The sequence below is a fragment of the Cyclobacteriaceae bacterium genome (assembly GCA_025808415.1).
Lineage (GTDB): Bacteria > Bacteroidota > Bacteroidia > Cytophagales > Cyclobacteriaceae > UBA2336.
Map to the genome: position 1 here is coordinate 3,289,078 of CP075525.1, position 13,126 is coordinate 3,302,203.

Annotated in this window: 8 protein-coding genes; 5 read left to right on the forward strand and 3 right to left on the reverse strand. The window is 43.1% G+C overall.

Annotated features, from left to right (window positions below):
• Positions 1-63: 63 nt before the first annotated feature.
• Together KIT51_14560 and KIT51_14565 are read left to right on the forward strand one after the other, a co-directional pair.
• Positions 64-390: a rhodanese-like domain-containing protein gene (locus KIT51_14560; GenBank protein UYN86077.1), complete on the forward strand. Its 327-nt coding sequence runs from the start codon at positions 64-66 to the stop codon at positions 388-390.
• 172 nt (positions 391-562) lie between these two features.
• Entirely contained in the window at positions 563-1,096 is a 534-nt protein-coding gene (locus KIT51_14565; GenBank protein UYN86078.1) for a hypothetical protein, read from the forward strand.
• Positions 1,097-1,152: 56 nt separating this feature from the next.
• Here the strand turns inward: KIT51_14565 and KIT51_14570 are convergent, their stop codons facing one another.
• The 3 genes from KIT51_14570 to KIT51_14580 all read right to left on the reverse strand — a co-directional run bounded on the left by KIT51_14570 (position 1,153) and on the right by KIT51_14580 (position 7,888).
• On the reverse strand, positions 1,153-1,734 hold the full coding sequence (locus KIT51_14570) for a hypothetical protein (protein UYN86079.1): 582 nt from the start codon (positions 1,732-1,734) through the stop codon (positions 1,153-1,155).
• Positions 1,735-1,801: 67 nt separating this feature from the next.
• Complete coding sequence (locus tag KIT51_14575; protein UYN86080.1) at positions 1,802-4,615, reverse strand: PD-(D/E)XK nuclease family protein; 2,814 nt, start codon at positions 4,613-4,615, stop codon at positions 1,802-1,804.
• A gap of 9 nt (positions 4,616-4,624) precedes the next feature.
• Entirely contained in the window at positions 4,625-7,888 is a 3,264-nt protein-coding gene (locus KIT51_14580; protein UYN86081.1) for a UvrD-helicase domain-containing protein, read from the reverse strand.
• A 195-nt stretch (positions 7,889-8,083) separates the two neighbouring features.
• Between KIT51_14580 and KIT51_14585 the strand changes: the two genes are divergently transcribed.
• The 3 genes from KIT51_14585 to KIT51_14595 are packed head-to-tail and all read left to right on the forward strand — an operon-like array spanning position 8,084 to position 13,113.
• Positions 8,084-10,273 (forward strand): patatin-like phospholipase family protein, encoded by a 2,190-nt coding sequence (locus KIT51_14585; protein ID UYN88601.1) that lies wholly within the window; start codon positions 8,084-8,086, stop codon positions 10,271-10,273.
• Complete coding sequence (locus KIT51_14590; protein ID UYN86082.1) at positions 10,273-12,204, forward strand: tetratricopeptide repeat-containing sensor histidine kinase; 1,932 nt, start codon at positions 10,273-10,275, stop codon at positions 12,202-12,204. Before KIT51_14585 ends, KIT51_14590 begins: the two co-directional genes overlap by 1 nt.
• A 9-nt stretch (positions 12,205-12,213) precedes the next feature.
• Positions 12,214-13,113: a WYL domain-containing protein gene (locus KIT51_14595; GenBank protein UYN86083.1), complete on the forward strand. Its 900-nt coding sequence runs from the start codon at positions 12,214-12,216 to the stop codon at positions 13,111-13,113.
• The last annotated feature ends 13 nt before the right edge of the window (positions 13,114-13,126 follow it).

Genomic DNA, 13,126 nt, shown 5'->3' on the forward strand with positions numbered 1-13,126 from the left:
CTTCTGATCTTTGTACCATGTTTGACCCAAGAACCATTGAAACAATAAATTGAGAATAAATATATGTTTGGATTATTTGGATTAGGAACCAAAAACTATGAAGAGCTGCGCGGTGCGGAGTTTAAGGCAAAGTACAAAGCTACACCAGGTGCGGTGTTGATTGATGTGCGCACTCCGGGCGAATTCCGCTCAGGGAGCATTCCCGGTGCCCGTAATATCGATATCATGTCAGCGAATTTTTCACAGCAAATTTCAACCCTCGACAAGAACAAGGAATATTTTCTGTTTTGCCGCAGTGGTAACCGCAGTGGCCAGGCCTGCAACATGATGGCCAAACAGGGATTTAAAGTACACAACCTGGCCGGTGGCGTAAGCGACTGGCCCAGGTAACGTGTGGGGTTTGGTTTGCGAAAAGCCGCTACCGGAAACGGGGCGGCTTTTTGCTTTTTTTATCTGGATATAAATACCTTGAATATGGAAAATTCATGTAATTTTGCATATTCAGATATTAGGTGAAGCATTTTTTATCAAAACCTGAGATCAAAAATTTAATTTCTAAGAAATGGAGACAATCACGTGGAAAAACGCTGATTTAAGTGGTTTAGTATGGGAGTTGGAAGCCAATGGAAATGTCTATGGCAAATTAAAATTTTTTGGCGGAGTGGGATTTGGTGCCAATTTTTCAACTGGCAAAAAACAATTTCAATTTAAGAAAATTGGATTTTGGGGTAAGAAAATCCTAATCACCAAAAATGGGAGTTATGTTGGCGATATTATAAGCAATCCTTTAGGTCATACTTATGTAAAACTTGACTCTGGAAAAACATTTAAGGTAACTTCAAATTTATTAGGGAAAAACCTTAGATGCATTGACCTTAAAGGAAAATCAGTCGTTCATTATAAAGTTGCAACATTAACATCTATGAGAAAGGGGCAAATAGAAATTGCAGACTCACTGACTCATGATGAAAAGGAAATTCTATTAAGCATTGGACTTATTGCAGCACATTTTAAGACATGGATAATTATATCCTATTTCTTACTTTTTAGTACCATGCTATTAGCAATAAGCAAGTTAATTGAACACATAAATTGATACAGCAGCAAAACTTTGTCAAGATCGCTGTCAATGATAGTAAGCCTCAACCATCACTAATCCATCTCCTCTGCCTCGGCCTGTCTTACCGGATACCGGGTAATATCCACTTCGGTACCTTCGCGGTTGAAATATACTAAAAACCGCTTTCCTTTTTTGTCCTTGAACACAAACCGGTGGGTATAAATACCTTCCTTATCCTGTGCTGGATTGCCGGGGATAAAATAAAATGCTTCAAGGCTAATTAGGGTGTTGTCTTTTAATAACTTGTTGATTCTTGCTTTAAAGGCACCACTATAGCTTTCGCCCAGGTAAATGCCGGGAAAATCATTTACCCCGTTTCCATCACCATGGTATTGCGAAAAAGAGGTGAGCTTTCCATTGCTATTGTAACGGTAACGGTTCTGAAGCACTTTTCCGCTGGATGGATCCAACTGCTGAAATACGGCCACATAACGGGGCGTTTCGTTAACGGAAAATCTTACCCATTCCTCCACCGGGTAGCCCAAAGCATCATTAAAGGCTTGCTTTACCGCATCAGGAACCTCGTTTTCTTTTAATGATTGACGCTGCGTTTGTGCAACTGTGTCAGAAAATGCAATAAAAAAAACCAGGATTAACAGTATTTTTCTTATCATGATTTTACTCGTTTATCAACAATGTAGTTTGGAATTTACGGCAACGTCTGCAATCGTGCAAAAGGTTTTACCGGTAACAAATGCGTTTGTAAGGGCAGTACTTGCAATTATCAACTTTCTGTGTCTGGTCGAATACAGTTTCAGGATTGAAGAGTTCTTCCAGTAATTCTTTTAACCCGGCTTCAAACGCTGGCAATACACTATGCACATCGCTCAAGCGCTGTCTGTCCATGGTCAATCCAAACTCCATATCATCGTCAAACAGATTTTTACCATTTAATAATCCAGTCACAACGCGGAGACCAGTTGTACGGTTAGTTTTGGTGTATAACCATGCGTACAATAAGGTTTGAAAGGCTGCTTTATTCCGATCACCCTCTCTTGCGAACAAGGACTCTATGGATTTAAACTCCAGCTTATCCCTACCGGTTTTGTAGTCAACAATGCGTAGCAAATTTTCCTTCCGGTCAATACGGTCAATCTTACCGCCCAGCAATACCTTACCTACTGGTGCGTTAATAGAAAAAGTATACTCCATGGTCTGTTCCACACCTTCCACTATAAACGGAGCATGCTTTTTATCATGCTCCAGTATTTTTCCAATAAAGTTTTTTACCACTTCACTCACCAAAATCAGTTGACCTTCGTACATCACGGGTTGATTGGGATCAAGGCTGTACGTTTCAATCACCTCCTGATCAAGCAGGCCTTGAATAAGACTTTTATTTTTCTCCAGATCCTGTGCATCAATTACAGTTGAGCCTTTCTGTTTCACAATTTTAGTATAGAACGCTTCCATAACATTGTGTACAAAATTCCCCAATACCCGTGCATCCATGTCTTCTTCAATCTCATCAGGTTCTTTAATTTTTGCTACATGCCGAAAATAGAACCTAAGGCGGCATTCGATGTAGGTATTTAATGCAGAAGGTGACAAACCATTGAACTGACGATGTATATTTTGTTCATTCAACTTAGCCAAATTCTCAAGAACCCCATTATCTTTTTGAATGGCAATGGGTTTGACTTCGTTTACACCAATGGCATTGTGCAAGGCATGGTTTTCAAATTTCTTACCGCTTTCATACATCAGTTGCTGCAGGTAACGACTCATTTCGCCCTGGCCCAGAATGTCGGTTTCGGTATTGTAAAAAAGAAAAATATTTTCAGCACGCTGAATGATACGATAAAACAAGTACGCATACATGGCATCCTGATGTTGTAACGTAGGCAAACGATAAGCCCTGCGGATGTTGTAAGGTATGTACGAACCCTTGTTTCCGTCCGATGGCAACGATCCCTCATTTAAAGAGAGTATATAGACGTTTTTAAAATCAAGGTTACGGGTTTCAAGCATACCCATAACCTGTAGCCCCTGCAGAGGTTCGCCACTGAAAGGAATGCGCACCGAGCGAACATACTGCCGGAAAAACCGGAGAAACGAACGCCAATCAGAATATTGATCCCCTAAAACCTCTTCCATTCGATTAAGGCATTTAACCATTTGAAAAATGTGTTCTTTATCAAAAGTGTATAGCGTGTCCAGTGCACCTAACACTTGCAGGCAATCTTTCAGGTAAGGTGTAATACGCGTTGTCTCAGCGGCAGTAAACATGGCCTGGTGAAGGGCAGTTTCACTGGCCAGAAAATTTTTAGGCACCGATACCCAATTATGCTTGAGCATCGCTTTTTGTTTGCTTTGAACCACTTTCAGATTTTCAGCTACTGTATAGGGATGGTTCAGTAATGACAAAACCGGACGGTGATGAAAGTAATCTTCCTTACGGCTGATCTGCAATTCGATCAGCAACTCGACAAAATTAAATACAGGTGTAGCGCTGAGTGAAAACCCCATGGTAACGTTTAGTTTTTCAACACTATCAGAAACGCTGTGCAACACAGGTAACAACAACTTTTCATCCGGCAACACAACCAAGGTCTCTTCAGGTTTTTCGCCAACCACCATATTCTCTGCCAACACCTGGCCCATTATTTTTACCTGACCAACAGGCTGTGCGGCACCATACAATTTTATATTTTTTGCTGCACGAAAATTGGCAGGAGGCTGGGCCTCGAAAGTTTTGCCTAATACCGTGTGTTGTTGGTATTCGTGAAAAAAATCACCTGCTTCCTGTGCGGCACTGTTCAGGTAATACTCATCTACATCCCAATAAACGGTTGCGCCACCTGCTACAGCATGCGCAAGGATTACCTCCTCTGCTTTTGTGAGGGCATTAAAACCGACAAAGATTTCACTTCCCTTTCGGATCGTTTCGCCCTTTAAAACGCTCTCAGCAACCTCACGGTGTACCATGCCTTCATACGCCAACCCTTCGCTTGTCAACTGCAAACGAAAGTTTGTGTACACATCAAAAAGGTGCTTCCATACTTCCAGGAATTTTTTCCTGTTCTCGGTTTTATGCGCATCAAAGTTTCCCCAGAAATCAAGGAGGAATTTCTTTTGTTCATCGGTCAGGTAATCAAACGTGGCATCAAGTTCTTTCTGGTGGCTGAGGTCACGAAACAGCATCTCGGCATTTACGAGGTACTTGTCAATTTCTTCAAAATCCCGCAGCAGCATTTCCCCCCAATAATAGAAGCGGTCAAATGCTTCCTTACTGTTTACGGTAGCCACATAAGCCTTATACAACCGGTAAACGAGTTCCAGTTTATCCGGCACCTGCACAGTTGAAAAACCTTTAATGTACTCTTCAATGGTTAACATGGTTGGCCCAAATGCAGGCTTGCGCAACATGGTACCAAGGTGCTTTCTGAAAAACACTATGGCCCTGCGGTTTGGGAAAACAAGGGTTACTTCCTCCAGGCGGGGATGTTTATCGATTACTTTTTGCGCAATTTCCAGAAGAAAGGGTGTCGTCATACCGTTCAGTTATAAGCCTAACTCCAACTGGCTATCATCTTTTTTCTTCACTGTCCTCACCTTCCCTGCCCTCACTTCCACTACCTCTCCGGTACGCACATACAACACATAGCCTTCCACTTCCGTAAAATTCATGTTCCGTAAAATATCCATATAGGCCAGCACCTGGTGTTGATCGGCTTTTGCTGAAACACCGGTTTTGAAATCAATAACAACAGCTTTACTATCGTTTATCAACAACCGATCAAACCGGCTCTCTTCTCCGCCCGGTAAAATTACCGGAACTTCCGTGTGAACTTCCCAACCCTCTTCAAACCATGATGAAATCATAGGAACACTTAACAAATGCTTCAAATCTGATCTAACCTGGTCAACCTCTGAAGTGGTGAGCAAACCTTCGTGTATGGCCCGTTGAAGTGCAGCCTGAACATCATTTTTTGTGCGGATGAAGGACAGCACAGTATGCACATGAATGCCATACTTTACCTTATCTTCTTTATCTGAATCAAAATATCTTCTGCCGGCTTGCCGGATAACCAGCTTATCGCGCCAACGTGAAACATCATATCTTTTCAAGGCAATTGGCTTAATCGCTTCAGGTTGGGTGTCATTACGGGTCGGTGGCAATTCAAGCACCCCGGCTTGCCAACATAATGCCGGCTTATCCCATAGTTTGGCAAGCGATTCGTTTGTGGTGATGCAATATTGAAGTAAAGCACTTACATCCGGCACACTCAATTCGTTTTTGTTATTGATCAGTTTTTTAAATGGAGCCAAAATCTTTAATCCCAATTCTGCACGGGTAAACGCCACATATAAAATGTTAACATTGTCCAGGAAAATCTGTGATCGTTCGTGGTGATAGTAGGGTTCGAAAACAGTTTCTTCCAGTTTACTTCCGTATTTAACCGATAAATACCCGGCATTTTTAAACATGGGTGCATCTGCCTGTACCCACATGTTGGGGGATGTTAAGCCCGGATGATCCAGCTTCCACGAACAAAACGGGATGATAACATATTTAAACTGAAGCCCTTTAGATTTATGGATTGTCAGGATTTCAGCAGCATCGATGGATCCTGAAGTTTTTACGGATGTCTTGTCCGAATCTTTGTTCTGCTCCCACCATTCCAAAAAAGCCTGCAAATCGTTGCGCTCACGGGTATAAAAATTCAACACAATGTCCTGAAAGGCTTGCAGATAGGCCAGTTCCAACGCCTGATCGGACAGCCCGAATATGCGGATCAGCATCTCGGTCATCTCAAAAAGCGGAAGCTTTCTAAGTTCCGTTTTTCGATTTGTAAACTCGTTGGGCAGAAAACTTTCAAACGTTACCTTATCGGCCACCGAAAAAACATCCGCCAGTGCCATGCCTGACTGGTGGATGCGGGCAAACTCGTAAGCCAGCTCGGCACGGGCTACCACGTCAAGATTGTTGTTCAGGTAGCGCATGGCAGCAAGTATAAGGTTTACGGAAGCTGCACCATCAATGCGCAACGATTCATTGGAGATTACATTGTAATTGAGGGTTGGATTTGCCTGGGTCGAGCTTCTACAATTTAGTAAATGGGCTACCACCTCCTGTCCCTCACTGTTGGTGCGTACCAAAATGGCGATGTCCTTCATCTTCACTCCGGCCTGCTGCCAAACTTCCAGGGTTTTTACCAGTTGGTTTTTTGCCAACGCTTTCCATTTCTGTTCCTGGTCTTTATCTTCCTCAAGAAATTGTATATCAACAAAGCCTTTGCTTTCCCTTTTTATATTTTGGCTTACATCACTGAACGCTTCTTCCGCCAGCCGTGCCCCGGTTTGCTCCGCTATAAATGTGGAGGCCGTTTTAAATAAGTTGTTGTTGAAGGAAATAATATTTGCCGCACTGCGGTAATTATCAGAAAGGTTAACATGTGCCACGCGTTCTTTACCCATCTGCTGTTCAAGTTTTTGTTGGAGTAACGTAAGGTCGCCCCCACGCCAACGATAAATGGCCTGTTTTACATCGCCTACAATTACGTTTCGGTTGCTGCTGCTTAAACTTTCGTTAATGAGCGGGATGAAGTTACGCCACTGCAAATTGGAAGTGTCCTGAAATTCATCGATGAGGTAATTCTTATAAAATGATCCGGTCTTTTCATAAATAAAAGGCGCATCACTGTCGCCAATAAGTTCTTGTAAAAACTGTGGCGCATCAGCCAGCAACATCATATTGTTCTCGGCTTTATACTCCTGAAGTTTTTTGGAGATGTCGGCCATCAGGCCATAGGCGTAAAAGTTTTGCAGCACTACTTCAGCCGATAGTGCCTGTCTATAATATTTTTCCCGATAGTCAAGAATTTCCCTCATTAAGGGCAACAACTGTGAAGATGCCAGTTTAAGCACATCATTTTTCCGACTTGTTTTTGGGGCCGGCCAATTATTGATGTCTTGTAAATTCTCTGACACCTGAACACCCGGTTCTTTAAAGTCACTAACTTTAGACAGATCAGTAAGGTTATTGAAGAACTTATATCCAGCACCACCCTGATACTTAAAATCATTCGGTTCAAGTTGATGTTGTTCAATGAGATCCAATCCTTGTTTTGCCAAAGTCCGTATATGATTTATAAATGAACCTGTTGATATACCCAACTCCGCCAACAAGTCTTTCAAAAACATTCTGTCGCTTGTCTTCTTATTAAAATCCTTTTCAATCCGCTTAAAGTCTTCTTTTAAAATCTCCTTCGAAAAATCAACCAGTCCCGTGCGCATATCCCAGGGTTTGTCGCTCTCCAGGTTTTTGGTGGCGAAATCCACTACCCACCGTTTCAGGTCCTTATCTTCACCCATAGCATCAATCAGGTTGTTCACCACTTCCGTTAACACGGCCTCATTGTCAACCTCAAGGCGGTAATCGCCTGAAAGTCCTGCTTCACGCGTAAACGAACGGATAACTTTCTGGAAAAATGCATCGATGGTACTGATGGAAAACTGTGAATATTGATGCAGGATTTGCGAACGCAATCCGTTGCAATGTTCTTTAAATTCACCATCGCTCAGGTTCAACTCGTGTTTAAGCTCGGGTTCAAGGGAATTTTCCCGGCCATCAATAAAATCATTCAGGTAGTGAACAATCCGTTCCTTCATTTCCTGGGTAGCCTTGTTGGTAAAGGTTACCGCCAAGATGTGACGGAAGTGCCCCGAGCGGTGCCGAAGGGCCAGTTTCAGGTATTCCTTGGCCAAGGTGCGGGTTTTGCCGCTTCCGGCTGAACTTCGGTATATGATTAATGGCTTTTCCAATGCAGGCGCTGAAGTAAACGAATGCCTGCAAGAAAGAAAAATGAAATGACAGTTTATGTCTCCCTTTCATTTTTTAACTTGTCAGGAAAAGCCCCCGGTTGTTCTATGCGCAGGTTTTATCTTTTTCTGGTTGCACTCTGGTACTCCTTCCCGTTGCAGTTGTTGTTTAACAACTTCAGGCGCAACCATGTACTGATGCTGTGTTGGATCATCCTGTTTGCCATGATAACCGGAAACTTTGGGCAGTACCTGGGCATACCCTACCTGTTTCTTGACCCCGAATACCTGAATACGGTAAACTTCACCAGTTTTTTCCTTCTTGGTATTTCGCTGGCTGCTTTTACGGTAGCTTTCCATATTACAGGCTACATAGCCGATGGGCATCGATTTTCCTTTGTCGGCACCTTGTCGCGCCCTTTCACCAAGTTTGCGCTGAACAACAGTATTGTACCGATGCTCTTTTTAAGCCTCTATATATTTTATATCCTCAGCTTTCAGCTCGATAACCAGTACACTTCCGGAACACAACTATTCTGGAACCTTACCGGATTGCTTTGTGGCTTTTTTCTGATGACGCTGATCTTCTTCATCTACTTCTGGCTTACCAACAAAGATATTTTCCGGTATGTGGTGTGCCGCATTGATGAAAAAATAAAACAGAACATGCAGGTAACACGTGCCAGTGCCATGAAAAAGCTTGACATTGCCCGAAAGCGACAGGTACGGGTTGATTATTATTTGGATTATGATTTCCGGATTAAGAAAGTAGACGACAGCGGATTTTACGATCGTAACACCGTCATCCAGGTGTTTGACCAAAACCATCTTAACCTGGTAATTATCCAGTTGTTTATCGTTGGACTTGTTTTAGTACTTGGGTTGTTTAAGGATTATCCAACCTTTCAACTCCCGGCCGCAGCGAGCGCCACCATATTCCTCACCATTTTCGTAATGATCTCCGGGGCATTCAGTTATTGGTTTGGCGGATGGTCAACCACTATGGCTATTGTGGTATTTCTGATACTGAACTTCCTGGCGGGCAAAGATTTCTTTTCCAAACGCTACGAAGCCTTTGGCCTCGATTATCAAAAACAACCTGCACGCTATTCAAACGAAAGCATAAGGATATTGCACGACAGTGTAACCCTGGAGACGGATCGCCTGGAAACCTTAAAAATGCTGGAGAACTGGCGAAAAAAATTTCCGGAAGATGAAAAACCTAAAATGGTTTTTTTGTGCGCCAGCGGTGGCGGTAAGCGTGCTGCTTTGTGGACACTTAACGCCTTACAGGTTGCTGACAGCCTTACCAACGGAAAGCTTACCGAGAAGAGCATTATGATTTCAGGCGCTTCGGGCGGGCTCATTGGCGCCAGTTTCTTCCGCGAATTAAAATTAAGGGCCAAGCTGGGCGAGCCGGTAAACCCGTATGCCGAAAAGCATCGCACCAGCCTTTCCACCGACAACCTAAATCCGCTTATATTCAGCCTGCTCGCCAACGATTTATTTGTTGGGTTCTCTAAGTTCGAATATGCCGGCAACTACTACCAACGTGACCGCGGCTATACATTCGAAGAACAACTTGACGTTATAACCGAAGGACTGATGGACAAACCGGTAATTGCCTACCATGATGCCGAGCATGAAGCGTTGGTACCCATGGTTGTATTATCACCAACCATCATAAATGATGGCCGCAAATTGTACATCGCTGCACACCGGGTATCCTATTTAAACTCAGTAATAATAGGTTTTCCGGATTATGAACTTTCTAAACTTGGTGGAGTTGATTACCAATTACTTTTTAAAGACCAGGGAGCCCAAAACCTGCGCTTCCTCTCCGCCTTGCGCATGAGTGCCACCTTTCCCTACATAACACCAAACACCACCTTGCCAACCGAACCTGCTATACAAATTATGGACGCGGGCATTTCCGATAATTTTGGGATTTCCGATGCTGTGCGGTTTTTATTTGCCTTCAAGGAATGGATAGCTGAAAATACTTCAGGCATTATCGTGCTTTCCATTCGTGATTCACCCAAGCTGGGACAAATAGCCGAGCGGAGAAGCCAAACCATACTGGATGCTATGACACAACCTATCAGCACGGTGTATAACAATTTTGAAAATTTCCAGGACATTGGCAACGACACCTATCTTGGCTTTGCCAAAACCTGGTTCAACAAACCGATTGAACGCATTGACCTGCAATACCAGGTTGAGTCTTATGCACCCATCCTAAGCCAAATGGACAGCCTGAGGCAGAACAATGCGCGCGCCTCTTTAAGTTGGCGCCTTACCGCACGCGAAAAGTATGGCATTGTTGAAAATATCAATTCACCGGCCAACCAGGCCGAGCTTCAAAAGCTGAAAAAATTACTTGAATAATGGATCGCTTTGCAGCACCGGTATTCTTTTTACTACTGTCGGTTTGTGCTTACAGCCAGGGCGATGCTGAGCAAAAGATAACCGAGTTACAGGCGCTGACCAAAAGTAAAAATACCGTTACGCGCATGAACGCCCTTAATGCGCTGGCAGAACTGTATTACAATCTTGACATCCGGAAGTCGCTCGATTACGGACAAGAAGCATTGGAACTGGCACAGGAACAAAATGATAAACCAGGCATCCAAAACGCCTATAAGATACTGCGAAGGATTCATCGCAGGTTGGGAAACTACAATGTTGCCATAGAGTACACCTTGCAGTTTTTGCCTATTGCTGAACAACTTCGCGACACTGCAGAACTGTTAGACGCTTTTACTACACTGGGCAATATCCACTCGGCCATGGGCAACTTTGCTGAAAGTCAGCAGTATTTAAAACAAGCCCGGGTTATCGGTGAAAAAATAAATGCCCCTACCCTGGCGAACATATTAAACTACATAGGAAGAGGATACGGTAAATCGGGTAACTATGATAGTGCAATTTACTATATCAAGGCGGCCATGCAACGCGAACTGGATTACCCGCAGCCCGGATACGGGCTTAGCTACATTTATAATAACCTGGCCGAGGTTTATATTGAACAAGGAAAATACGATGAGGCCATTCATTTTTATGATCTTTCTTCCAGCCTTGAAGAGACGCGCAAAAGCCCGCTGGGAAAAACCTTTACGCTAAGCGGGCTTGCCCGGGTTTATCAACGCAAAAAAGAATACGATAAGGCCATAAACTTTGCCCTGCAAAGCATTGAACTGTCTACAAAAAACCTGTACCGCGATAAGGCCCGTGAGGCGTACGGCATCTTATCAGAGATTTATGAGGACAAGGGCGAATTTGGCAAGGCCTTAACGTATTATAAACTGTACAACATTTATAAAGACAGCATTTTCAGTGAAGACCGCATGCAATACATTGAAAACCTGAAGATAAATTATGAAACCGAACGCATACAGCAAGAAAATGAACTGTTGAAAAAAGATGCCGAACTGAAAGATGCCCGTTTAAAACAGCAGTATACTTTTGCTACTGTATTAATTGTATTATTCCTTTTTGTCTTCACCGCCATTTTTCTTGTTTACCGAAACAGCCTGCAGCGAAAACGAACCAATGCACTGTTGCGGAGCTACAACGATGATTTGGAAGGGCAGGTTAAGGACCGGACAAAAGAGTTATTGCAAGCCAATACCGAATTAATTAAGCAAAATGTTCAGTTAGAACAGTTTGGTTATATCACAGCACATAATTTACGTGCGCCAGTTGCCCGCATATTGGGCCTGGGCAACATAGCCGGAAACTCCGAATACTTCAGCCTGCCGCGCGACCAGGAGATACTCAAAAAACTACAGGCTTCTGCCCTTGAACTTGACACCATAATCCACGATCTTAATGCCATACTGGATGTTAAGAAAGGTATCCACCACGCTTACGAAAACATTAACCTTGAAAATTCATTCGAAAAGGTAAAAGGGATTTTAAAAGACAAAATTGCCGAATCAAATACTACCATTTACGAATCGTTTGAAGCCAAGACAGGTTATGCCATACCTGCCTACATCGAAAGCATCTTTTATAACCTGTTGAGCAACGCCATTAAATACAGGCACCCTCAAAGAAAACCGGTTATTGCGATCAAAACCTTTATACAGGATAATACATTGATGATTACCGTAAGCGATAACGGCATTGGTATTGACCTGAAACAATTAAAAAACAAAGTATTCTCATTGTATCAACGCTTCCATCATCACGTGGAAGGAAAAGGAATGGGCTTATTTTTAGTTAAGACACAGGTCGAAGCCCTTGATGGATCGATTGACGTTCACAGCACGGTTGATGAAGGGAGCACTTTTGAAATTCGTATTCCTATAAAATAATATCTATACATGATTCCTCAGGCCAAAATTTTACGCGTTTTTCAACTCATCGGGCTGTTAAAAGGAGGAGGACGGACCATTGATCAATTGGCACAGCAATTGGATACCACCAGCCGGACAATTTACCGTTACTTTAAATTGCTGGAAGAAATTGGTTTCATCATCGACCAGGATTTTCATGGGCGGTATTTTGTTCACCGCGAAGAAGGTGAAAGCCCGGAGGATCGTTTTACCCTTGAAGAGGTGAGTATTTTACGACAACTCATCCAAAGCGGGGCCAGCGGGCATCCGTTGCGCGGAACCTTGCTAAAAAAGCTGGCCTTTCATTCGGAAGCTAAAGATGTGCCCGAACAATTTTTGAAACTTCGTGTAGCGAAAATGTTTCGCACACTTTCCGATGCGGTGAATCAAAAAAGTCAGGTGGTGCTCAAAAATTACCATTCGGCCAACAGCCAGGAAATAACCGACAGGTTAGTTGAGCCTTTCCAGTTTGGTGAAGGGTTTCAGTCGGTGTTGGCACTGGATACAAAAGATAAGCAATGCAAATATTTCAAACTTGAACGGATTGGTGAAGTCGTTATCCTGGACAAACCTTACAAGTTTTCCAAACTTCACAAAAAATCATCCACCGATATTTTTGGCATTAGTGGCCGAAAAGAAATCTGGGTATCGTTACGGTTAAGTTTGCGAGCCTTTGTATTGATGCGTGAAGAATTCCCGTTATCCCAACCCTATCTTGAAAAGGAAGAAGGTGATGAAATTAAAAGCTATATCTTCAATGGCCCGGTTTTACACTTTAAAGGCGTAGGGCGATTTGTGATGGGCCTGGCGGATGAAATTTCTGTTCTTGGTCCGCCAGAGTTTAAGGCCTACATCAAAGAAAGAATTAAGCAGCAGAAGTTGGTGTAATACCAATGTGTGT